This is a genomic window from Frigoribacterium sp. VKM Ac-1396 (assembly GCF_015350895.1).
GTDB lineage: Bacteria > Actinomycetota > Actinomycetes > Actinomycetales > Microbacteriaceae > Frigoribacterium.
On the sequence record NZ_JADKSD010000001.1, the window covers coordinates 590,347 to 613,630 of the forward strand.

The 23,284-nt window shown below is 72.1% G+C and carries 17 protein-coding genes and 1 pseudogene; 2 read left to right on the forward strand and 16 right to left on the reverse strand.

Annotated features, from left to right (window positions below; all coding sequences use genetic code 11):
• Positions 1 to 4: 4 nt before the first annotated feature.
• From lepA to ITJ55_RS02805, 3 genes are all read right to left on the reverse strand, one after another.
• Positions 5 to 1,855: a translation elongation factor 4 gene (gene lepA / locus ITJ55_RS02795; RefSeq protein WP_056256824.1), complete on the reverse strand. Its 1,851-nt coding sequence runs from the start codon at positions 1,853 to 1,855 to the stop codon at positions 5 to 7.
• A gap of 280 nt (positions 1,856 to 2,135) precedes the next feature.
• Positions 2,136 to 2,444, reverse strand: coding sequence for a DUF4190 domain-containing protein (locus ITJ55_RS02800; RefSeq protein WP_194593980.1), 309 nt, complete (start codon positions 2,442 to 2,444; stop codon positions 2,136 to 2,138).
• A 54-nt stretch (positions 2,445 to 2,498) separates the two neighbouring features.
• A complete protein-coding gene (locus tag ITJ55_RS02805) occupies positions 2,499 to 3,650 on the reverse strand; it encodes a pyridoxal phosphate-dependent aminotransferase (protein ID WP_194593981.1) in 1,152 nt (383 codons plus the stop codon).
• 243 nt (positions 3,651 to 3,893) lie between these two features.
• Between ITJ55_RS02805 and rpsT the strand changes: the two genes are divergently transcribed.
• Positions 3,894 to 4,154 carry a 30S ribosomal protein S20 gene (gene rpsT / locus ITJ55_RS02810; RefSeq protein ID WP_043596189.1) on the forward strand — a complete coding sequence of 87 codons (261 nt, stop codon included), beginning with the start codon at positions 3,894 to 3,896 and terminating at the stop codon, positions 4,152 to 4,154.
• Between the two features lie 137 nt (positions 4,155 to 4,291).
• Here the strand turns inward: rpsT and holA are convergent, their stop codons facing one another.
• From holA to ITJ55_RS02830, 5 genes and pseudogenes are all read right to left on the reverse strand, one after another.
• Positions 4,292 to 5,326 carry a DNA polymerase III subunit delta gene (gene holA, locus ITJ55_RS15865; RefSeq protein ID WP_228497700.1) on the reverse strand — a complete coding sequence of 345 codons (1,035 nt, stop codon included), beginning with the start codon at positions 5,324 to 5,326 and terminating at the stop codon, positions 4,292 to 4,294.
• A 666-nt stretch (positions 5,327 to 5,992) separates the two neighbouring features.
• Positions 5,993 to 7,792: pseudogene (locus tag ITJ55_RS16440) on the reverse strand (ComEC/Rec2 family competence protein); the annotation flags it as partial.
• Positions 7,789 to 8,490, reverse strand: a complete 702-nt coding sequence (locus tag ITJ55_RS02820) for a ComEA family DNA-binding protein (RefSeq protein WP_194593983.1) — start codon at positions 8,488 to 8,490, stop codon at positions 7,789 to 7,791. The gene ITJ55_RS02820 and the pseudogene ITJ55_RS16440, both read right to left, overlap by 4 nt.
• A gap of 107 nt (positions 8,491 to 8,597) precedes the next feature.
• Positions 8,598 to 11,144, reverse strand: coding sequence for a leucine--tRNA ligase (leuS, locus tag ITJ55_RS02825; protein ID WP_194594718.1), 2,547 nt, complete (start codon positions 11,142 to 11,144; stop codon positions 8,598 to 8,600).
• 180 nt (positions 11,145 to 11,324) lie between these two features.
• Positions 11,325 to 12,749: an anthranilate synthase component I family protein gene (locus ITJ55_RS02830; protein ID WP_194593984.1), complete on the reverse strand. Its 1,425-nt coding sequence runs from the start codon at positions 12,747 to 12,749 to the stop codon at positions 11,325 to 11,327.
• Positions 12,750 to 12,795: 46 nt separating this feature from the next.
• Between ITJ55_RS02830 and ITJ55_RS02835 the strand changes: the two genes are divergently transcribed.
• The gene (locus ITJ55_RS02835) at positions 12,796 to 13,725 is read left to right on the forward strand and encodes an aminotransferase class IV (RefSeq protein ID WP_194593985.1); all 930 of its coding nucleotides are present in this window, start codon (positions 12,796 to 12,798) and stop codon (positions 13,723 to 13,725) included.
• A gap of 24 nt (positions 13,726 to 13,749) precedes the next feature.
• Here the strand turns inward: ITJ55_RS02835 and cydC are convergent, their stop codons facing one another.
• The 8 genes from cydC to ITJ55_RS02870 form a co-directional block, all read right to left on the reverse strand.
• Complete coding sequence (gene cydC / locus ITJ55_RS15875; protein ID WP_370543984.1) at positions 13,750 to 15,609, reverse strand: thiol reductant ABC exporter subunit CydC; 1,860 nt, start codon at positions 15,607 to 15,609, stop codon at positions 13,750 to 13,752.
• Positions 15,606 to 17,315, reverse strand: coding sequence for a thiol reductant ABC exporter subunit CydD (cydD, locus tag ITJ55_RS15880; RefSeq protein WP_370543985.1), 1,710 nt, complete (start codon positions 17,313 to 17,315; stop codon positions 15,606 to 15,608). Before cydD ends, cydC begins: the two co-directional genes overlap by 4 nt.
• Before the next feature lie 10 nt (positions 17,316 to 17,325).
• Positions 17,326 to 18,327: a cytochrome d ubiquinol oxidase subunit II gene (gene cydB / locus ITJ55_RS02845; protein WP_194593986.1), complete on the reverse strand. Its 1,002-nt coding sequence runs from the start codon at positions 18,325 to 18,327 to the stop codon at positions 17,326 to 17,328.
• A 43-nt stretch (positions 18,328 to 18,370) separates the two neighbouring features.
• Complete coding sequence (locus ITJ55_RS02850; RefSeq protein WP_194593987.1) at positions 18,371 to 19,783, reverse strand: cytochrome ubiquinol oxidase subunit I; 1,413 nt, start codon at positions 19,781 to 19,783, stop codon at positions 18,371 to 18,373.
• 193 nt (positions 19,784 to 19,976) lie between these two features.
• Positions 19,977 to 20,912 carry an ABC transporter substrate-binding protein gene (locus tag ITJ55_RS02855; RefSeq protein ID WP_194593988.1) on the reverse strand — a complete coding sequence of 312 codons (936 nt, stop codon included), beginning with the start codon at positions 20,910 to 20,912 and terminating at the stop codon, positions 19,977 to 19,979.
• Positions 20,909 to 21,649, reverse strand: coding sequence for an ABC transporter permease (locus tag ITJ55_RS02860; protein ID WP_194593989.1), 741 nt, complete (start codon positions 21,647 to 21,649; stop codon positions 20,909 to 20,911). Before ITJ55_RS02860 ends, ITJ55_RS02855 begins: the two co-directional genes overlap by 4 nt.
• Positions 21,646 to 22,332, reverse strand: coding sequence for an ABC transporter permease subunit (locus ITJ55_RS02865; protein ID WP_194593990.1), 687 nt, complete (start codon positions 22,330 to 22,332; stop codon positions 21,646 to 21,648). Before ITJ55_RS02865 ends, ITJ55_RS02860 begins: the two co-directional genes overlap by 4 nt.
• Positions 22,329 to 23,165 carry an ABC transporter ATP-binding protein gene (locus ITJ55_RS02870; protein WP_056256855.1) on the reverse strand — a complete coding sequence of 279 codons (837 nt, stop codon included), beginning with the start codon at positions 23,163 to 23,165 and terminating at the stop codon, positions 22,329 to 22,331. The genes ITJ55_RS02865 and ITJ55_RS02870 overlap by 4 nt, the downstream gene beginning before the upstream one ends.
• Positions 23,166 to 23,284: the final 119 nt, after the last annotated feature.

Here is a 23,284-nt window from a genome sequence, read left to right on the forward strand (position 1 = left end):
GACCCTACTTCTTGTCTTTCTTCTCGACGTCACCGCTCAACGCGGCGATGAAGGCCTCTTGGGGCACGTCGACCCGGCCGATGGTCTTCATGCGCTTCTTGCCCTCTTTCTGCTTCTCGAGCAGCTTGCGCTTGCGCGAGATGTCGCCGCCGTAGCACTTCGCGAGGACGTCCTTCCGCATGGCGCGGATGCTCTCGCGGGCGATGATGCGCGCGCCGATGGCCGCCTGGATCGGCACCTCGAACTGTTGCCTCGGGATGAGCTCGCGCAGTCGGCCGGTCATGAGGACCCCGTAGGCGTAGGCCTTGTCGCGGTGCACGATCGCACTGAACGCGTCGACCTGCTCGCCCTGCAACAGGATGTCGACCTTCACCAGGTCGGCCTCCTGGTCGCCGATGGGCTCGTAGTCGAGGCTGGCGTAGCCCGCGGTCTTCGACTTGAGGCTGTCGAAGAAGTCGAAGACGATCTCGCCGAGCGGCATGGCGTAGCGGATCTCGACCCGGTCCTCGCCGAGGTACTCCATGCCGAGCAGGGTGCCGCGGCGCTGCTGGCAGAGCTCCATGATCACGCCGACGTAGTCCTTCGGCGCGAGGATGCCCGCCTTGACCATGGGTTCGCTGACGCTGGCGATCTTGCCGCCCGGGAACTCGCTCGGGTTGGTGACCGTGACGGTCTTCTTGTCTTCGGTCGTGACCTCGTAGATGACGCTCGGCGCCGTCGTGATGAGGTCGAGGCCGAACTCGCGCTCGAGTCGCTCGGTGACGATCTCGAGGTGCAGCAGGCCGAGGAACCCGCAACGGAACCCGAAGCCCAGGGCGACCGACGTCTCGGGCTCGTAGACCAGCGCGGCGTCGGAGAGCTTGAGCTTGTCGAGGGCCTCTCGCAGGTCGGGGTAGTCGCTGCCGTCGATCGGGTACAGACCCGAGAAGACCATCGGCAGGGGCTCGGTGTAGCCGCTGAGGGCCTCGGTCGCCGGCTTGGCCGACGTCGTGACGGTGTCGCCGACCTTCGACAGGCGCACGTCTTTGACGCCGGTGATCAGGTAGCCGACCTCACCGACCGAGAGGCCCTGGCTGGGGACGGGCTCGGGCGACGAGACGCCGATCTCGAGGATGTCGTGCGTCGACTTGGTCGACATCATCTGCACCTTCTCGCGGGGGTGCAGGGTGCCGTCGATCATGCGGATGTACGTCACGACGCCGCGGTAGCTGTCGTAGACCGAGTCGAAGATCATCGCGCGGGGCGGAGCGTCCTTGACGCCGACGGGCGACGGGATGCGGTCGACCACCCGGTCGAGGAGTTCTTCGACGCCCATGCCGGTCTTGCCGCTGACCCGCAGCACGTCGGCGGGGTCGCCGCCGATCAGGCCGGCCAGCTCGGCGGCGTACTTGTCGGGGTCGGCCGCGGGCAGGTCGATCTTGTTGAGCACCGGGATGATCTCGAGGTCGTTCTCGAGCGCCAGGTAGAGGTTCGCGAGCGTCTGGGCCTCGATGCCCTGGGCCGCGTCGACCAGGAGGATCGCCCCCTCGCACGCGGCGAGCGAGCGGGAGACCTCGTAGCTGAAGTCGACGTGACCGGGGGTGTCGATCATGTTGAGGGCGAACGTCTCGCCGTTGCGCTCCCACGGCATGCGGACGGCCTGGCTCTTGATCGTGATGCCGCGCTCGCGCTCGATGTCCATGCGGTCGAGGTACTGCGCCCGCATCGCCCGCGACTCGACGACGCCGGTGATGCCGAGCATGCGGTCGGCGAGGGTCGACTTGCCGTGGTCGATGTGCGCGATGATGCAGAAGTTGCGGAGGGACTCGGGCTCGGTCGACGCCGGCTCGAGTGCGCGGGTTGCTTGGGGACTCACACGATCCTCTGGGGTGGTGGGCGGGGGTACCGCTCGATTCTCCCACGCCGGGGCGCGGGATCGGACGTCGCGCCGCGCGGGGTGGGGCATCGGCAACTCCTGGCGGGTGTCACCACCGGCACCGCGCCTCCTGGATCTCACGCGCGCGTCGTGACGCCGAGGGGGAATTGCCGACGCACCGTGTGCCGCATCGGCGAGGTCGGGAGGCGCGGCGCAGGCGGGAGGCGCGGCGCGGGCGGGAGGCGCGGGGCGGGTGGGAGGCGCGGCGCGGCGTCGCGCGTCAGCCGGCGGTGCCGGGGATCAGCGCGAGCAGGCCTGCGCCACCGACGACGGCGACGCCGATCGCGAGGGCGATGAGCGTGCCGGCGAGCATGACGACGGACGAGATGATGCCGACCAGGGCCATGGTGCGTCCCTCGGGCTCGCGACGTCGGGACAGGATGCCGAGGACGAGGCCGGCGATCGGCACGACGAAGGTGAAGCCGAAGCCGATCGAGGCGAGGCCGAGCACGAGGCTCCAGACGGCGAGGGGCGAGCGGACGCCACTGGTCGGGGTCGGGGCGGTGGTCTGTACGGGCTGGTTCGTCATGTGTCGAGCCTACGAACGGCCCGACGGGCGGCCCAGGGGGCTGACCCCCGGATCTCAGCGGGGGTCGCCCGGAGCCGGCAGCTTGCCGAGGCCCCGGGTGATCACCTCGGGCGACGAGGCGAGGCAGACCCGGATCCACCCCTCGCCGCTGCGGCCGAAGGCGCTGCCCGGTGCGACCGCGACCCGCTGCGAGAGCAGGAACCGCTCGGCCCACCCGGCGACGTCGCCCTGGGTGGCGTGGCCCATGTCGATCCAGAGGTAGAAGGCGCCCGTGGGCTCGAGGTAGCGGATGCCGCGCTCGTCGAGCAGGGCCGTGGCGAGCTCGAGGTTGCGACGATAGTGCTCGCGGGCGTCGGCCACGGGCTGGTGGTCACCGACGATCGCAGCCAGGGCGGCGTGCTGGTCGGGCTCGGCGACGCAGCTGATCGCGGCCTCCTGGACGGTGCGCATCGTCTCGGAGAGCCCCTTCGGGGTCACGAGGTAGCCGACCCGCACGCCGGTCATGGCGTAGGTCTTGCTCAGCGAGAAGACGCTGAACACCCGGTCGTCGTCGTCGAGCGAGGCGAGGCTGACGTGCTTCGGCCCGTAGGTGAAGTACTCGTAGACCTCGTCGCTGATCACCCAGAGGTCGTGGCGGCGCGCGAAGTCGAGCAACCGGCGCAACGTCTCTTCGGGGTAGACGACGCCCAGCGGGTTCGACGGGCTGTTGACGACGAGGGCGCGCGTGCGATCACCGACGAGGCGCTCGAGCTCGTCGAGGTCGGGGTGGAACCCCTGGGCCGGCGTCAACGCGTAGGGCACGGGCACCGCGTCGAGCATGTGAGCGTTCATCGTGAACGTCGTGTAGCCGGGGTCGGGCACGAGGACCTCGTCTCCCGACGCGAGCAGCAGCCCCATGGTCTGGTGCAGGGCCTGGGTGCCGCCCACGGTGACCCAGACCTGTTCGAGGTCGACGTGCACGTCGTTCTCGCGGGCGAGCTTCGCCACGAGCGCCTCGCGCAACGCCGGGATGCCGCCGTTCGGCGTGTAGTCGGTGCGGTCGTCGGCCCAGGCGCGACGGGCGGCGTCGGCGATGTGACGGGCGACGGGGACGTCGGGCTCGCCCACCACGAGCATGTCGACGTCGTCCAGCTGGGCCGCGATCTCGAAGACGCGACGGATGCCCGACGCGGGCACGGTGGTCATGTGGGGCGCGAGATGGGGCATGACGGCACGGTACTACGGGCGACACGGCACGCCGTCGGAGCGCCGCTCGTTGAGAGTGCGGCCTGCTGCTGGTAACGTTGCCTGCTGGCTTGCGCGTTACGTCTGCAGTGGCGGAACGCGATCGCAGCCGAGAGCCGCTCCGGTGGCCATCACCGGCGGCAGCACCGGGTCGATCGATTCACGTCGGTCGGACGCTCGGCTGGCGCACATCCGTCCGAGACACGAATCCAGAAAGTAGTTCACGTGGCAAACATCAAGTCGCAGATCAAGCGCATCGGCACCAACAAGAAGGCCCAGGACCGCAACCGCGCCGTCAAGAGCGAGCTCAAGACCGCCGTCCGCGCCACCCGCGAGGCCATCGCCGCCGGCGATAAGGACAAGGCCACCTCGGCCCTGCTCCTCGCCTCGAAGAAGCTCGACAAGGCTGCCAGCAAGGGTGTCATCCACCAGAACCAGGCCGCCAACCGCAAGTCGTCCATCGCGAAGCAGGTCGGCGCCCTCTAGGCCCCTCCCCCGAGCCCTCGGGCTCGACGACGAAAGCCCCGTCTCGATCGAGACGGGGCTTTCGTCGTCCCGCGAGGCCGGAAGCGCGGGTAGCCGGGGCCGTGGCCCCGTCGGTCCGGCGGGTCAGGAGGCGCGGCTCACGACAGCAGGGAGCCCCGCGTCGAGATCATGGTCACCATGCGCTCGAGTGCGTAGACCGGGTCGCGCTCGGCCCCCTTGACCGCGGCGTCGGTCTCGGCGAGCACCTCGATGCACCGGCCCAGCCCTTCTTCGGACCAGCCGCGCAGGTCGCGTTGTGCCCGCTCGACCTGCCACGGGGCGAGCCCGAAGCGCGACGCGAGCTGCCCCGAACCGCCGTGCGACCCCTGGAGCTTCGCCATCGTGCGGATCTTCATCGCGAACGCCGCCACGACCGGCACGGGGTCCGCGCCGGTCGAGAGCGCGTGGCGCAACAGGACGAGCGCTTGGCCCTGCTGACCGGCGATGGCCGCATCGGCCACCTTGAAGGCGTTCGTCTCGACCCTCCCCGAGTAGTACTTCTCGACGGTGGCCTCGGTGATCTCGGCCGCGGCGTCGCTGATCAACTGTTGGCAGGCGCTGGCGAGTTCGGCCAGGTCGTCGTTGAAGGCCGTGACGAGCGCCCGCAGGGCACCCTGCGAGATGCGCCGTCGTTCGGCGGAGAACTCGGCGGCGGCGAACTCGAGCTTGTCGGTGTCTTTCTTCAGTTCGGCGCAGACGACCTCGAGGCCGCCGCCCGTGCCGCCGCGGATCGCGTCCAGCAGCTTCTTGCCCCGGACGCCCCCACCGTGGCGCAGCACGAGGGTGGTGTCGTCGGCCGGGGTCTCGAGGTAACGGAGCGTCTCGGTGAGGAACGCGTCGGTGCACTTCTCGACGTTCGAGACCCGGATGAGGCGCGGCTCGGCGAAGAGCGACGGGCTGGCCAGGGTGACGAGCTCGCCGGGCTGGTAGTGGTCGGCCTCGAGGTCGTGCACCTCGAGGCTCGGGTCTTCGGCGGCGAGCTGGTCGCGTAGTTGACGCGTGGCCCGGTCGGCGAGGAACTGCTCGGGCCCGCTGACCAGCACGACCGCGGCGGGACGGATGCGGTCCCACCCGACCTGGTCGATCGCGACCGTCGACTTCTTGGCGGTCTTGCCGCTCGCTCGCGCTGCCATGCTGCCTCTCGGACGTCGTCCCACGGGCGCGGGGCCCGCCGCGCCTCCTCCGATGCTAGAGGACCCCACCGACGCCGCCGACGACGGGTCGTCGACACGAGGAGACGCGTGCTCGCTCCACACGCGGAGGCCGGCCACGCCGTCGGCCCCGACGACGGTCACGACCGCGGCCTCGCCCGCCTGGTCGCTGCGGACGACGACTCCCCCGGCCGCGCGGACCGCGTCGAGGGCGGTGTCGGTCGGGTGCCCGTACGAGTTGTCCGCCCCGACCCCGATGAGCCCGACACGAGCCGCCATCCGCTCGTAGAGCTCGGCGAGTTGGTCGGCCGAACCGTGGTGCGACACCTTGACGACGTCCACCCGGGCGAGCGCGTCCGCGTCCTCGGCCTCGGCCGACGCGACCAGGCGCCGCTGGGCGGTCTCGCCGAGATCGCCCAGGTCGAGCAGCGACAGGCACCCCGTCGTGCACCCGGGGCCGGAGTCGACCCGCAGCACCAGGCTGGCGTCGTTGCCCGCCGGGGCCTCGGGCGGCGGCCAGAGCAACCGCCACGTGAGGTCGCCGAGACGCCCTCGGGTGCCGGCCCGCGCCTCCTGCACGTCGGCACCCGCGTCGGCCAACGCCGACACGACGGCCGCGTCGACCGACCGGCCGGTCGGGCCGACCAGCGCCGTCCCGACGCGACCGGCGACCGCGTCGACCGCCCCCACGTGGTCACGGTCGAAGTGGGTCAGCACGAGCAGGTCGACGCTCCCGACGCCGAAGGTCGACAGGCACCGGTCGAGGGCGGCCTCGTCGTCGCCCACGTCGATCAGCGCGACGGCCGGGCCGCTGCGCACCAGCACGGCGTCGCCCTGCCCCACGTCGCACTGGGCCACCACCCAGTCGTCGGGCACGGAGGCGCGGGTCACGAGGGTGCGCCCGGTCACGACACCTGCGGTCACGGTCACGACGGCGACGAGCAGCGCCGTCGTGACGGCCCGCGTGCGGCCCCCGGCCCGGGCCACGACGGCGACGACGACCAGGGCGGTCAGGCCGACCAGCGCGGCCACGCCGAGCCCCGACGGGCTCCAGTCGACGCGGGTCACCGGCCAGGTCGCCGCCGCGCGCGCCACGGCGGCGACCCACGACGCGGGCAGCCACGAGACCCCGGCGACGACGTCGGCCACCCCGGGAGCCCACGGGGCCAGCACGCAGACCGCCAGGCCCCCGACGGTCGCCACCGGGGCCGCGGGGCCGGCGAGCACGTTCGCGGGCACGCCGTGCAGCGCGATGCTCGGTTCGAGGGCGAGCAGGACCGGCTGACACGCGAGTTGCGCCGCGGCCGGCACGGCGAAGGCCGCCGCCACGGGCTCGGGCACGAGCCGGGCGAGCAGGGCGGTCAGCGGTCCACCCAGCACGACCAGACCGGCGGTGGCGAGGACCGACAGGACGAAGGCGAGGTCGCGCGCCAGCCACGGGTCGACGACGAGCAGGACGGCCACGGCCAGGGCGACGACGGGCACGCCCGCGATCGGCCGGGCGACGGCGAGGTGGACGAGCACCAGGACGGCCATGACGGTGGCCCGGACGATGCTCGGCTCGGGGGTGACGAGCACGACGAAGGCGGCGAGCACGGCGGCGGCCAGCGCCGACCGCACGAGCCGGGGCACCCGCAGCAGGGCTCCCCCGAGCATCACGAGTGTGACGAGCACGGCGCAGTTCGAGCCCGACACCGCCGTGAGGTGGCTGAGCGACGCTGCTCTCATGTCGGCGTCGAGGTCGTCGGGCACGCCTGCGGTGTCGCCGATCGCGAGACCGGGCAGCAGGGCCCCGCCGTCACCCGGCAGGCGCGCGGCCACGGTGCGGAAGGACGCGCGCAGCCCGTTCGACCAGGCCGACGCCCCCCGGGGCGCGGCCAGGACGCCGAGCGGCCCGACCGCACCACCCTCGAACGCGACCGACTCGCCGTACCTCACGGGGCCCAGCACGAGTCGGGCCGACACGCGCGAGCCGATCTCGACCGGGCGGGCGACGCCGGCCCGCGCTCCGAACAGCCGGACGGCCACGGCCGACCGGAGCGACACCACCCCCGGTCCGACGTCGACCCGGTCGACCGACAGGGTCAGCACGTCGGACCGTCCCTCGACCCGGTCGAGCGCCCGGCCCTCGACCGTCACCGCATGGCCGGTGGCCGCCACGAGCACCCCCGGGTGACGGACCCCGTCACGCGTCGCCGCCTGACCCGTCAGCCCGGCACAGAGCCCGGCCCCCAGGGCCACCACCAGCAGCACGGCCCCCGCCGCCCGCGACGCCCCCGCCGTCTGTCGGGTGACCACGGCCGCCCCCAGCGCGACCACCCCGACGACGAGTGCGACCGTGGCGACGAGCGCCAGCAGCCCCGGCCGGGTCACCCCGATCGCGAGCCCGGCCCACGCCACCCCCACGGGCACGCCGAGCCGCAGGTCGAGCACCCGCCCGGGCGTCACACCCGCACCCGGTCGCGCAGCTTCTCGAGCGTCTTCGGCCCGATGCCCGGCACGCCGAGCAGGTCGTCGACGCTGCGGAAGCGCCCGTTCTCGTCACGCCAGGCCAGGATCGCCGCCGCCGTCGCCGGACCGACCCCGGGCAGGGTCTGCAGGGCGGCGTCGTCGGCAAGGTTCAGGTCGACCACGCCGTCGACGCCCGCCCCGCCGGCAGCACCCCCGCCAACGCCCCCGGCCCCGGCCCCGGCCCCGAGCCCGCCGCCCGCCGGCGAACCGTCGACCACCTCGCCCACGGCCGGCACCCGCAGCTGTTCTCCGTCGACGAGCGGCCGTGCCAGGTTGACGGCCGCCTGGTCCGCCTCGGCGGTGAAGCCGCCGGCGGCCGCCACGACGTCCACGACGCGCGAGCCCTCGGGCAGCTCGAAGAGGCCGGGCGACGCCACCTGGCCGAGCACGTGGACGAAGACGACCGAGGCAACTCCGGGAGGCGCGGTGCCGGGCCCTGCGGACGGCCCCGCCCCGGTGCCCGGCTCGACGGTCACGAGGTCGTCACCCGCGCCTCCTCGGGTGGCGAACGCCGACACGCCGACGCTCACGGCCAGGACGACCAGCAGGAGCACGACGACCGCCCCCAGGCCGACGCGCCACCGCGGACCACCCGGCTCTGACGGGTCGACGGCGGTGCGGAAGCTGACGGTCATGACCCGTCACGGTACGAGCGGGCGTCCGCTCCCACACGCGACGACGGCCGCCCTGGGGGAACCAGGACGGCCGTCGGCGGGTGGGGACGAGACGCCCCCGGCGTGGCCTACTTCACCGCGATGTTCACCAGACGGGGAGCCCGCACGATGACGTTGACGATCTGCTTGTCGCCGATCGCCCGCTGGACGGCGGCCGAGTCACGAGCGAGGGCCTCGAGCTCGTCCGAGCCGATCTTCGGTGAGACCTCGAGCCGGTCGCGCACCTTGCCGTTGACCTGCACCACGGCCGTGACGCTCGTCTCGACCAGCAGGGTCGGGTCGGCCTTCCGCCAGCCGTACGTGGCGATGCCGCCGCCGTCGTAGCCGAGCTTCTCCCACATCTCGGACGCCGTGTAGGGAGCGAAGAGCGAGAGCCCCAGCGCGACGGTCTCGGTCGCCTCGCGCACGGCCGGGTCGGAGGCACCGGGCCCGGAGTCGATGGCCTTGCGGACGGCGTTGGTGAGCTCCATCAGGCGGGCGACGACGACGTTGTACTTGAACGCCTCGCTGAGCCCCGGGGCCTCGGCCAGGAACCGGTGCGTGACCCGGCGCAGGGCCTGGTCGCCGTCGGCCCAGACCACGTCGGGCGAGCTGTCGACGTCGGTCGCGAGACGGAACGCCCGGGCGAGGAACTTGGCCGAACCGGCCGGCGAGACGTCGGCCCAGTCGATGTCGTCTTCGGGCGGGCCGGCGAAGGCCATCGTCAGGCGGATGGCGTCGACGCCGTGCTTGTCGATCTCGTCGGAGAGGCTGACGACGTTGCCCTTGCTCTTGCTCATCTTCGCGCCGTCCTGCAACACCATGCCCTGGTTCAGCAGCGCGCTGAACGGCTCGGTGAAGTCGACGTGGCCGAGGTCGAAGAGCACCTTCGTGATGAAGCGTGCGTAGAGCAGGTGCAGGATCGCGTGCTCGACGCCGCCGACGTACTGGTCGACCGGCGCCCACTTGCTGGCCTGGGCCGGGTCGAAGGCGCGGTCGGCGTCGGTCGGGTCGAGGAACCGCAGGAAGTACCACGAGCTGTCGACGAAGGTGTCCATCGTGTCGGCGTCGCGACGCGCCGGCGAGCCGTCGCGCGGGTCGGGCACGGTCACCCAGTCGGTGGCCGCGCCGAGCGGCGAGCTGCCCTTGGGCTTCAGGTCGAGGCCCTCGGTCGACGGCAACCGGACGGGCAGCTCGTCGTAGGGCACGGGCACCTCGACGCCGTCGGCGCCGTGCACGATCGGGATGGGCGTGCCCCAGAAGCGCTGGCGCGAGATCAGCCAGTCGCGCAGGCGGTACGTCTTGGCCGCCTTGCCGTCGCCGGAGGCCTCGAGCAGCTCGACGACGCGCTTGATCGCGTTCGACTTGCTCAGGCCGGTCAGGGCGCCCGAGTTCATCAGGCGGCCGTCGCCGGTCAGCGCCACGCCCGTCTCGCGCGGGTTCAGGTCGGGCAGGTCGTCGGGCAGGATCGCCTGGCCGTCGTCGTCGAGTTCGAGCTTGGGGATGACCCCCGTGACGGGAGCGTTCGTGTCGACCACGACGCGCACCGGCAGGTCGTACTTGCGGGCGAAGTCGAGGTCGCGCTGGTCGTGCGCGGGCACGGCCATGACCGCACCGTGGCCGTAGTCCGCCAGCACGTAGTCGGCCGCCCAGACCGGCATGGGGTCGCCGGTGAGCGGGTTGACGGCCACCCGGCCGAGCGGCACGCCCGTCTTGGGGCGCTCACTGGACTGACGCTCGATCTCGGTGGCCTTCTGCACCTCGACGAGGTACTCGGCGAAGGTCGCCTTGACGTCGTCGGTCGCGTCGGCGACGAGCTCGGCCGCCAGGTCGGAGTCGGGGGCGACGACCATGAAGGTCGCGCCGTACAGGGTGTCGGGGCGCGTGGTGAAGACCGTGACCTTCTCGTCGCGGCCCTCGATCGTGAAGTGCACGTCGGCACCGATCGACCGGCCGATCCAGTTGCGCTGCATGTTCAGCACCTTGGTCGGCCAGCGGCCCTCGAGCTGGTTGAGGTCGTCGAGCAGGCGGTCGGCGTAGTCGGTGATCTTGAAGTACCACTGCGTCAGCTTCTTCTTGACGACGACGGCACCCGACCGGTCGCTCGTGCCGTCGGGCAGCACCTGCTCGTTGGCCAGTACGGTCTGGTCGACCGGGTCCCAGTTGACCCAGCTGTCCTTCCGGTAGGCGAGGCCCTTCTCGAACATCTGGAGGAACAGCCACTGGTTCCACTTGTAGTACTCGGGGTCGCTCGTGTGCAGCACGCGGCTCCAGTCGAACGACGGGGCGTACAGCTTCATGCTCTGCTTCTGCTGCGCGATGTTGGCGTACGTCCACTCGCGGGGGTCGACCCCGCGCTTGATGGCCGCGTTCTCGGCGGGCAGCCCGAAGCTGTCCCAGCCGATCGGGTGGAGGACGTTGAAGCCCTGCTGCCGCCAGTAGCGCGTGACCATGTCGCCGAGCGCGTACTGCTCGGCGTGCCCCATGTGCAGGTCGCCCGAGGGGTACGGGAACATGTCGAGGATGTACTTGCGCGGGCGCTTGTCGTCGGGGTCGACGACGAAGGGCTGCTCGGCGTCCCACCGGGCCTGCCACTTCTCTTGCAGGCGGGCGACGTCGTACTCGCGCTCGGGCACGCCGTCGTGGGGCGTGCGGGCCGGGGAGGCGTCGGTCGCGGTCGTGTCGTGCTCGTGTGCCACGGGGCTCTCATTCACTGCTGGCAGTCGGTGCGGTGGGGGCGGACCGCCCGTGCGTGGGCACGACGACGTGCGCTGAGCGCAGCGATCCGCGACAAGGCTATCGAACGCCGCGCCGCGTCACGACATGCGCACCGGGCCCCCGTCGGCCGCGCGGACGCCGAGCACGGCGAGCAGGGCCGCGGCCTTCAGCTCGACCTCGTCGCGTTCGTCGGCCGGCACCGACGAGATCGTGATGCCGCCGCCCACGCCGATGCGCGCCCCGGCCGGCCGCGCGGGCCGTCCCGGGGCCGCGGTCAGGGCCCCGCGCACCTCGATCGATCGGATGACCATCGCCAGGTGCGCCGACCCGTCGCGACCGAGCCACCCCGTCGCTCCCGAGTAGACGCCCCGGGGCGCGCCCTCGAACCCGGCCAGCAGCTCGACGGCACGACGCTTGGGTGCCCCGGTCATCGACCCCGCCGGGAAGGCCGCCTCGACCACGTCGGTCGCCGTGCGCCCCGGCGCAAGTCGCGCCCTCACCGTGCTGACCAGCTGGTGGACGTGCCGGTACGAGTGCACCGCGAGCAGTTCGGTGACCTCGACCGAGCCGAGACGGGCCACGCGGGCCAGGTCGTTGCGCACGAGGTCGACGATCATGACGTTCTCGGCGCGCTCCTTCTCGCTCTCGAGCAGCTCACGGGCGAGCGAGTCGTCGTCGGCCCCCGCTCCGCGTCGGCGCGTGCCCTTGATCGGCGACGACGAGACGAGGCCGTCGGCCGACACCTCGACGAACGACTCGGGTGACGCCCCCACGACGGCCACGTCGCCGACGCGGACGAACGACGCGTGTGGCGCCGGCGACGACCGACGGAGGCGCGCGAAGGCGTCGAGGGCGTCGACCTCCCCCACGACGTCGACGGCCGTCGTCAGGCAGAGCTGGTACGCCTCACCCGCCGCGATGGCGCGGCGACAGCGGTCGATCAGGTCGAGGTACTCGTCGGGACGGTGCCGCCAGCGCACCGCCGGCGTGCCGACCCCACCAGAGGAGGCGCGGGTCGGCCAGGGCACCGGCGGCGCGACCGGCACGTCGCCCCAGGTCTCGGCGACCCGGCCGGGCCACGGGTCGCCTCCACGCGCCACGGCCTCGACCGAGCGCGCGGCGTGGTCGAACACGAGGGCCCGGTCGACGTCGAGCAGGGCGAGGTCGGGCGCGTCCCCCTCGGCGGCCGCCGTGGCGGAGGTGGCCGCCGGTCGGTGCCCCTCGGTGGCGTCGAGGTCGATCAGGCGGCAGCCGAAGCCGTAGCCGAGCCAGCCGGCCCAGCCGAGCGGGTCGCTGCCGGGTTCGACCTCGGCCAGGTCGTCGCGCACCGCCTGCCAGAGCCGGTCCGCGCTGCCGTCGCGCACGTCGCCGGTCGCGGGGCGACCCCAGCCGACGACCGACCGGCCCCGGGGGGCGTCGACGCCCGCGTCCCGCCAGACGAGGTCGCCGACCCCGCCCAGGTGCCGCACGACGGACTCGGGGTCGCGCCACGGCAGGGAGGATCGGACGACCGCGGGGCGCATACCCTCGATCCTATGAGCGGAACCCCGACCCGATGAGTGTGGACCGATGAGCGCGGGCGCGCCGAGCGCGGGCGCGCCGGCCGCGGGCGGGCCGGATGCGGGCGGGCCGGATGCGGGCGGGCCGGATGCGGGCGGGCCGGATGCGGGCCCGCGGGCCGGCGAGGTGCTGCACGTCTGGCAGGGCGCCGAGCTGCGGCCGGTCGACGGCGGGCGGGACGACGAGGCCGACCCGCGCCTCCTGGTCGCGGACTCGTGGCTCGTCGACGACGGCCGCGTGCTCGCCCTCGACGTGCACCGCGACCGGTTCGCCGGCTCGGTGGCCGACGCCGCGACGGGCCCCGACGCCGACGAGGTGACGGCGTTCTGGTCGGCGGCCGTCGCGGCCCTGCCCCGGACGGGCGCGTGGTTCCCCCGCGTCGAACTCGTCGCGGACGAGCGGGCGGACGAGCGCCCCGACGACGCGGGTCGTGTGCGGTTGCAGCTGCGCCTCCGGCCTGCTCCCCCTCGGCGCCGCTCGGTGGTCCTCGCGACCGCCGACCACGACCCCCGCACGCACCCCACCGTCAAGGGACCCGACCTCGCGGCACTCGGCGGCCTCGTCGCCGACGCGCGGGCCCGCGGAGCCGACGAAGCCGTGCTGCTCTCGCCCGAGGGGCACGTCGTCGAGGGCGCCTGGAGCTCGATCGTCTGGTGGCGCGGCGACGCCCTCTGCCTGCCTGCCGACGACCTGCCGCGCCTGCCCGGCGTGACGCTGCGGACCCTGACGACGCTCGCCGCCGTCCTCGGCGTCGACGTGCTGCACGACCGCACCCGGCCCGACGAGCTCGACGGGTTCGAGGTGTGGAGCCTTAGCGCGTTGCACGGCCTCCGCATCGTCACCGGGTGGGTCGGGGGCCCCTCGCCCGCCGAGGAGCCCGGGCGCCTCGCCCTCTGGCGGGGCCGACTCGATCGACTGCGCCGGCCGATCGACGGGTGACCGGGGCGGCGCTCGCAGAGGGGGTCAGCCGTGGAGCCCTGGCTCGGCGTTTGTCCCGGCAGGGGACGCTGCCGACGCTGCGACCCCGACACCGACCCCGACCCCGACTTCGGCCTCGACCCCGACCCCGACACCGGCCTCGACCCCGACCGACACCTCGCGCAGCCGCCCCGCCTCGACGCGCACGCGACGCGTCACCAGCTCGAGCGGCACCTCGACGTGCGAGACGACGACGACCGTGGAGCCGTCGTCCCGCGCGGTCGTGAGGACGTCGCGCACGAGCCGCCGGGCGGTCTCGGGGTCGAGGCCGGCCGTGGGCTCGTCGAGCACGAGCACCGGGAACCCGCGCAGCAGGGCACGGGCCAGCGAGACGCGCTGGGCCTGACCACCCGAGACGAGGACGCCCCGCTCGCCCACCGGGGCGTCGAGCCCTCCCCGCGCGTCGGCCCAGCCGCCGAGGCCCACGCGGTCGAGCACCGCGAGCAACTCGTCGTCGGTGGCGGTGTCGCGGGCGAAGAGCAGGTTCTGCCGCAGCGACTCGTCGAAGAGGTAGGGCGCCTGCTCGATGAGGCCCACCGTCGCGCGCACGGTGGCCGGCGCCAGCGTCGCGGTGTCGACTCCCCCGACCTCGTAGCGTCCGGTGTGCTCGACGAAGCGCGCGAGCACCGAGGCGAGCGTGGTCTTGCCGGCACCGCTCGGGCCCTCGACGACGATCCGGTCGCCCACGGCCACGTCGAGGTCGACGCCGCGCAGGGCCGGGCCCGCGGCCCCCGGCCAGGTCGCCGAGACGTCACGGAGGCGCAGCGCCGGCTGCGTGACGGGCGGCAGCGCGGGTCGCGTCGCGGGCGTCGTGGTACCGGCTGCGGCAGCCGGATCGGGCTCGAGGGCGTCGACGGACCCCGAGGGCACGGCCTCGTCGTCCACGACGCCGTCCGGCACCTCGCTCGGCACGGCCGAGTCCACGCGCTGCCCGCTCGCCCGCACCCGTCGCCAGGCGAGCACGGCCGTCGGCACGGCGCCGACGACCTCGAAGACCGCGAGCGGCACGAGCGTGACCAGGGCGAAGGCCGGCCCCGAGAGGCCTCCCGAGGCGACGGCGGGTGCCACGACCGGGATCGTCACGAGCACCGCCGCGCCCGAGAGTGCCGACAGGACCGCGGCGACCACACCGGCCGTCAGCGCCCGACGCGAGGAGGCGCGGCGCAGGTCGGCGTCGAGCGTCGCCACCCGGCCGAGTCGCGCCTCGACCGCCTCGAACGCCACGAGCACGTCGAGGTTCTGCACGAGGTCGACCACGGCCGCCGAGAGCGCACCCCGTCGAGCGGCCAGGGTGCGCTCGCTCCGCCGGGCGAGCCGGTCGGCGGCGACGCAGCCGACCACGAGGGCCATGATCAGCGCGCCGCCCAGGACGGCCGCCGCGGCCGGCGAGACGAGGGCCACGCCGACCACCGCGACGACCGAGGTGAGGCCCGACACCACGAGCGGTTGGACGACCCGCAGGGGCAGGTCTTGCAGGGCGTCGACGTCACCCACGACGCGCGCCAGGAGGTCGCCGCGATCGGTGCGGCCGAGGCCCGCCGGTGCGACGCGGACGAGCCGCCGGTAGAGCTCGGTGCGGACGACCGCCAGCTGGCGGAAGGCCGCGTCGTGGCTCGCGAGACGTTCGAGGTAGCGGAACACCGCCCGGGTCAGTGCGAAGGCGCGGACGCCGACCACGGCGAGCGAGAGGTAGAGGATCGGCGGCTGCTCGGCGGCGCGCGTGATGAGGTAGGCCGACGCGGCGAGCAGGGCGACGGCCGAGAGGGCGCTGAGCGACCCGGCGACGATGCCGGGTGCCGCCCGCCGTGCGTCGGGCTGGGCGGTGCGGAGCAGCGAGCGGGTCACGAGGGGCCTCCGATCGGGACGACGACGTCGGCCGCGTCGCTGACGGCCGGGCGGTGCGTGACGACGACCACGGCGACTCCCGTGGCCGCGATGCGTCGCAGGCCCGACACGACCCGGGCCTCGGTGACCCGGTCGAGCGCCGACGACGGCTCGTCGACCAGCAGGAGGCGCGACCCCACCCGGTCGAGCCGGTACAGGGCCCGGGCCACCGACACCCGCTGCGCCTGCCCGCCGGACAGCCCCTGGCCGCCGGCGCCGAGCTCGAGGGCCGGGTCGAGACCGGCCGCCCCCGCGAGGTCGAGTGCCCGGACCACCGCCGCCGCGTCGGGCTCGCCCCGATCGCCGAGGGCGACGTTCTCGGCCACCGTGCCGGACGAGAGCATGGGCGACTGGCCGGACCAGGCGATCTCGGTGCGGGCGGGCCGCTCGCCCGAGCTGCGCCAGACCACGCGCCCCTCGGACGGTTCGAGCCCGAGCACGGCGTCGAGCAGCGTCGACTTGCCGGCGCCACTCGGGCCGACGACCGCGGTGACGCGACCGGTCTCGGCGACGAACGAGGTCTCGGACAGCCGCACCGCGCCTCCTCGGCGGACCGTGAGCCGGTCGACGACGAGGGCGTCGGCCACGACGCCGGGTGCCCCACGGCCCTCCGCGACGGGCGTGCCCGGGTCCGCGGGCGCGTCCGCGGCGACGAGCGCCTCCCCGGCGGCCGACGGGACGGCGGCGATCGTGGTCGCCGCACGCGCGTCGTCGTGGTCGTCGGCGAGCAACTCGAAGACCTCCGCGGCGGCGGCGACCCCGTCGGCGGCGGCGTGGTACTGGGCTCCGACCTGACGCAGGGGCAGGTAGGCCTCGGGGGTGAGCAGCAGCACGAAGAGGCCGGCGGTCAGGCCCATCGACCCCTCGACGAGTCGGATGCCGATCGACACGGCGACGAGCGCGACCGACAGCGACGCCGCGAGCTCGAGCACGAACCCGCTGAGGAACGACACGCGCAGCACGGCCATCGTCTCGACCCGGTGCTCGTCGGTCAGGCGACCGATGCGCGCGACCTGCCGCTGCTCGCGGCCGAAGGCCTTGAGCGTCGACACGCCGCCCACGGCGTCGGCGAACGACGAGGCGAGACGGGTGAGGCGGTCCCACTGTCGAGAGTGGGCGGCACGGGTCGTCCAACCGATCAGCACCATGAAGACCGGGATCAGGGGCAGCGTCAGCACGACGATCAGGGCCGACAACCAGTCGTGCAGGCCCATGACGACGATCAGCAGCGGCGTCGCCACGGCGGTCAGCACGAGCTGCGGCAGGTAGCGGGCGAAGTAGTCGTCGAGCGCGTCGAGCCCGGGGCCGACGAGGGTGGCGACGCGCGCCGACGAGTGTCGGTCGACCCAGGCGCGGCCCCGCTCGACGACCGCCCGGACGACCCGGGCCCGCAGCTGGCTCTTGACCTCGGCCGCGGCCCGCGCGGCGGCCACCTCGAGGGCCCAGGCCACCAGGGACCGCACCGCCACCGAGACGCCGAGCCCGAGCAGGGTGGTCGCGAGCCCGTCGACGGACCGCCCGTCGACGACCTGCACGACGGCCGACGTCGTGAACCATGCCACGGCGACGATCGCGATCGTCTGGGCGAGACCGAGCACGGCGCCCAGCCCGAGGAACACCCGGGCGGCGGAGGCGTGGCGCAGGAGGCGCGGGTCGAGCGGTTTCACGGACGCCGGCTCAGTGCGCGGCCGGGATCGCCGCACGGCTGATCCGTTTGCGGAAGATCCAGTAGGTGAACCCCTGGTAGCCGAGGATGAGCGGGACGAAGACGAGGGCGACCCAGCTCATGATCGTCAGGGTGTACGTCGAGCTCGACGCGTTGGCGATCGTCAGGCTGTTCGCCGGATCGTTGCTCGCGGGCATCACGGCGGGGAAGAGCGCGGCGAACAAGCTCGCCACCGCCAGCGCGATCGTGACGGCCATGAGGCCGAAGGACCGTCCCTCGCGACCGCGCAGGTTCGCGACGAACGACGCGATCAGGCTGACGGCCGCCACGACCGAGAGCGCCGTCGACGCGAGGGTGCCGTGCATCAGCGTGGTGAGGGCCAGGAAGCTCGCCGCGACGACGATCGTGACGGCCCCGGCTCGGACGCCCAGGCGGCGGGCGCGCTCGCGGATCGCGCCCTCGGTCTTGAGCGTGACGAAGACCACACCGTGCGTGAAGAAGAGCAGCAGGGTCGTGAGGCCGCCCAGCAGGGCGTAGGGGCCCAGCAGGTCGAGCAGCGTCCCGGTGTAGTCGTGCCCCGCGTCGAGCGGGACGCCCTGGACGACGTTGGCGAAGACGAGGCCCCAGACGAACGCGGGAACCGCCGAGCCGACGACGATCATCAGGTCGAACCGGCGCCTCCACGAGGCCTCGGGGCGCTGGTGCCGGTACTCGAACGAGACGCCGCGGGCGATCAGGGCCAGGAGGATGAGCAGCATCAGCAGGTAGAAGCCGCTGAACAGCGTGGCGTACCACTCGGGGAACGCCGCGAACATGAAGGCGCCCGCCACGATGACCCAGGTCTCGTTGAGGTCCCAGACGGGACCGATCGTGTTGATCAGGACGCGACGGTCGGTGTCGTCGCGCCCGAGGAAGGGCAACGACATGCCGACCCCGAAGTCGAAGCCGTCGAGCACGAAGTAGCCGACGAAGAAGAAGCCGAGGACGACGAACCAGAGGGTGGGGAGGTCCATGGTCAGAGCCTTTCTCGCGACGTGGCGGAGGGGGTCGGGCGCATCAGTAGACCGTGGCCTCGTGGCGGATCTCGCCCGAGACGGGGTCGGGCTCGGGGGCGTCGGCCGGCCCCTGCTGGGCGGCCTTGACGATGAGCCTGAACTCGACGACGGCGAGCGTGCCGTAGACGAGGGTGAAGGCGACGAGGGAGATGAGCACCGTCAGGCCGGTGACCCCGGGCGAGACGCCGTCCTCGGTCTTGAGCAGCCCGAAGACGAGCCAGGGCTGCCGTCCCATCTCGGTGAAGACCCAGCCGACGATCATGGCGAGGAGGGGCATCGGGTAGCTGAAGACCGCGGCCCGCCACACCCACCGGTTCTGCGGCAGACGCCCACCGCGGGTGATCCAGAGGCCGACGAGCGAGACGAGGACGCTGACCATGCCGAGGCCCATCATCCAGCGGAACGACCAGTAGGTGACCCAGATCATCGGGGTGTAGTCACCTGGCCCGTAGAGCTGCACGTACTGAGCCTGCAGGTCGTCGATGCCCTCGACCGTGCCGTCGAACGTGTGCGTCGAGAGGAACGACAGCAGGTACGGCACCCGGATGCTGAAGAGCTCGTGCACCCCGTCGGGCGTGCCCAGGGTGAAGATCGAGAACGAGGCGTCGGCGCCGGTGCTGGTCTTGTAGAGCGCTTCGGCGGCCGCCATCTTCATGGGCTGCGTCTCGACCATGGCGAGACCTAGCTGGTCGCCCGTCAGGAAGGTCAGTCCGCCGGCGACGACCATCGTCCAGAGGCCGAACCGCAAGGCCGGTCGCATCGTCTCGAGGTGCTGGTTGCGCGAGAGGTGCCAGGCGGCCACCGCGACGATGACCGCGGCCGAGACCATGAAGCAGGCGAAGATGGTGTGCGGGAACGCGGCGAGGGCCACCTTGTTGGTGAGCACCTCCCAGATGCTGGTGAGCTCGGCCCGGCCCTTCTCCTCGTTGATGTCGTAGCCGACCGGGTTCTGCATGAAGGCGTTCGCCGCGATGATGAAGTACGCCGAGAGGACGCTGCCGACGGTCGCGCCCCAGATGCTCAGCAGGTGCAGCTTGGGCGGCACCTTGTCCCAGCCGAAGATCCAGATGCCGATGAAGGTGGCCTCGAGGAAGAACGCGAGCAGGCCCTCGAGCGCGAGCGGGGCACCGAACACGTCTCCGACGAAGCGTGAGTAGTCGGACCAGTTCATGCCGAACTGGAACTCCTGGACGATGCCGGTGACGACGCCCATGGCGAAATTGATCAAGAAGATCTTGCCGAAGAACCGGGTCAGCTGCAGGTAGTGGATGCGGCCGGTGCGCACCCAGGCCGTCTGGAACACCGCCACCGTGAACGCCATGCCGATCGTGAGCGGCACGAAGAGGAAGTGGTAGATCGTGGTGAGCCCGAACTGCCAACGGGACAACAGCAGCGGGTCGAGCAGCTCGTTCATCGGGATGCGCCTTCTCCCTCGGATGTGGTGGTGGTCGTGCGTCGCACCGTCGGGACGTGTCGAGCCTAGATCCAGAGATAACCGACACCTGTCGCTTTGGGCTGTCGGACGCCGTGCACTCGCTGTGAAAGCGCTCCGGCAAGACGAAGAGCCCCGTTCCGCGGACGGAACGGGGCTCTCTGAGGAGGTCTGCCTAGTTGTCGAGCAGGCCCTTATCGGTCAGGTAGTCCTTGGCGATCGTGGCCGAGGACTCCTTGTCGGTCTGGCTCTTCGAGTTGAGCTCCTGCAGGTCGGAGGGGCTCAGGATCGCGTCGACGCTGTCGATGACGTCCTGCGCGTCGGAGTCGACCTTGTCGGACACGATCGGGACCACGTTCTGCGGCAGGATCATGTTCTCGGGGTCGTCCAGGGTGACGAGGTCGTTCTCGGCGATCAGCGGGCTGGCCGTGTAGATGTCGGCCAGCTGGACGCTGCCGTCGGTGAGGGCCTTGACCGTCAGCGGGCCACCGCCGTCGTCGATCGGGGTCGAGGTCACGTCGACGCCGTAGACGCTCTTCAGGCCGGGAGGGCCGTACGGACGTTCGGCGTTCTCGGGCGGGGCGCCGAGCGTCAGTGTGCCGGAGTAGTTCTTCAGGTCGGCGAGGCTCGTGATGTCGTTCTCTTCCGAGAACTCCTTCGTCACGTTGTAGCTGTCCTGGTCGGACGCCTCGGCGGCCTTCAGGGCGGTCAGCCCGTCGGGAAGGGCCTCGGCCAGGGCGGCCTCGACCTCTTCGGGCGACTTCGCGGTCTCTTCTTTGTCGTAGTACTGGAGCAGGTTGCCGGTGTACTCGGGGAAGACGTCGATCTTGCCGGACTCGAGCTCGGGCAGGTACACCTCGCGCTGGCCGATCTGGTACTGACGGTCGACCGTGTAGCCCTTGGCCTCGAGGGCCTGGGCGTAGAGCTCGGCGATGATCTCGTTCGAGTAGTACTGCTGCGATCCGATGACGAGCGTGTCACCGTCGCTCGACGCGGACGAGTCGCCCGAGCTCAGCGGGTCGCTCGACGAGCACCCTGCCAGGGCCACCACGGCCCCGATCGCGACTGCGCCGAGAACGGTGAGCCGGCCCTTCTTGTTCGCTGTGATCACTGTGTGCCTTTCGTGAGGGGTGTTGCCGTGACCGCCCCGGGCCGGACGGCCTTGGAGCGGGTGTCGGAGGGGCGTCCGGCCGTGACCCCGGCGGGGACGACGAGACGCTGGACGATCGAGAACACGATCTCGAGGACGACCGCGAGGGCGATGACGAGGATGGAGCCCGCCAGCATCTTCGGGTAGTCGTTCGCCCGGAGGCCCGTGATGATGTAGCTGCCGAGACCGCCCGCACCGACGAAGGTGGCCAAGGTCGCCGTCGCGACGACCTGGAGGACGGCCGACCGGATGCCACCGATCAGGAGGGGCAGGCCGAGGGGCATCTCGACCTTCGTCATGATCTGCCACTCGGTCATGCCGACGGCCCGTGCGGCGTCGACGGTCTTGCGGTCGACGGCCTCGAAACCCGAGTAGGCGCCGGCCAGGACGGACGGGATCGCCAGGATGACGAACGAGACGATCGGTGCGGTGAGACCGATGCCGACGGCGAGGGCGATCAAGGTGATGACGCCGAACGAGGGAAGGGCCCGGGCGCCACCCGAGACCGAGACGGCGATCGAGCGACCACGACCGGTGTGCCCGATCAAGAACCCGACGGGGATCGCGATGACCGAGGCGATCACGACCGACAGCGCGCTGTACCAGAGGTGCTGCCCCAGCCTCGTGGGGATGCCGTCGACGCCGGTCCAGTGGATCGGGTCGGCCAGCCAGGCGAAGGCCTCGACGAAGAAGTTCACGGGAACACGACCTTCTGGCGAGCCTGGACCGGCGCCACGGGCTTCTGCGCGGAATCCTTGCGACTCCAGGGCATCAGCACCCGCCCGACGAGCACCAGCACGAAGTCCAGCACGAGGGCCATGACGATCGTCAGGACGATGCCCGTCACGATCTCGGCGGTGATGTCGCGCTGGAAGCCGTCGATGAACAGCAGGCCGAGACCGTTCACGCCGAGCACTCCCCCGACGGTGGCGAGGCTCACCGTGCTCACGACGACGACCCGGAGGCCGGCGAGCATGACCGGACCGGCCAGGGGGAACTCCACCCGCCAGAACCGTTGCCACGACGAGTACCCCACGGCCGTCGCCGATTGCTTGACGTCCGCCTCGACCGCCGCGAGGGCGTCGGCCACCGATCTCACCATGAGGGCGACGCCGTAGAGGGTGAGGCCGATGACGATGTTGATCGGACTGCGGAGCGAGGTGCCGAACACGACGGGCAGGGCGATCAGCAGGGGCAGCGACGGGATGGCGTAGAAGAGGCCGGCGACCGTGAGGATGCCCCGGGAGACCCGGTAGCGGTTCGCGAACCACCCGATCGGCAGCGAGATGACGAAGGCCAGGACGACCGGCGGCACGCTGAGGCCGAGGTGCACGATCGTCTTGTCGAGGATGTAGTCGCTGTTCGACACGATCCAGTTCACGACGCCTGCCCACCTCGGACCGACTCGGTCAGCACCCCGGCGGTCCGTCCGTCACCGTCGACCACCACCTGCCCGGTCGGGGTCTGCTCGACGTGCAGGGCGCGCTTGCCCCGGTTGGCCCCGACGAACTCGGCGACGAAGTCGGTCGCCGGGGCCGACAGGATCTCGGCCGGGGTGCCCTGCTGGGCGATGTGCCCACCCTTCTCGAGGATGACGACCTGGTCGCCGAGGTAGAAGGCCTCGTCGATGTCGTGGGTCACGAAGACGACCGTCTTGTCGAGCTCGCGCTGCAGGCGGATGAGCTCTTGCTGGAGGTCGGAGCGGACGAGCGGGTCGACGGCTCCGAACGGCTCGTCCATCAGCAGGATGTTCGGGTCGACGGCGAGCCCGCGGGCGACGCCGACGCGCTGCTGCTGCCCACCGGACAGCTGGCTCGGGTAGCGCTGGGCGAGGCCGCGGTCGAGGCCGACGGTGTCCATCAGCTCGAGGGCCCGGTCGCGCGCCTCCTTCTTGGAGGTGCCCTTGAGGACGGGCACGGTCGCGATGTTGTCGACGACCTTGCGGTGCGGCAGCAGCCCGGAGTTCTGCATGACGTAGCCGATGCTGCGGCGGAGCCCCACGGGCTCGAGGTCGCCGATCGACTTGCCGTCGATCTCGATGACGCCGGAGGTCGGGTCGACCATCCGGTTGATCATGCGGAGGATGGTCGTCTTGCCACACCCACTCGAGCCGACGAAGACCGTGGTCTTGCGGGACGGGATCACGAGGCTGAAGTCGTCGACCGCCAGGGTGCCGTCGGGGTACTGCTTCGTCACGGAGCGGAACTCGATCATGGGTGGCTCATTCCTCGTGGGCAGCACGAATCGACACTTGCCAGGGCGTTCACCCAACCACAGTTCTCGACGATGTGTCATCGACCTCGCCGAGGCGCGGGACACACGCCGTCACACGG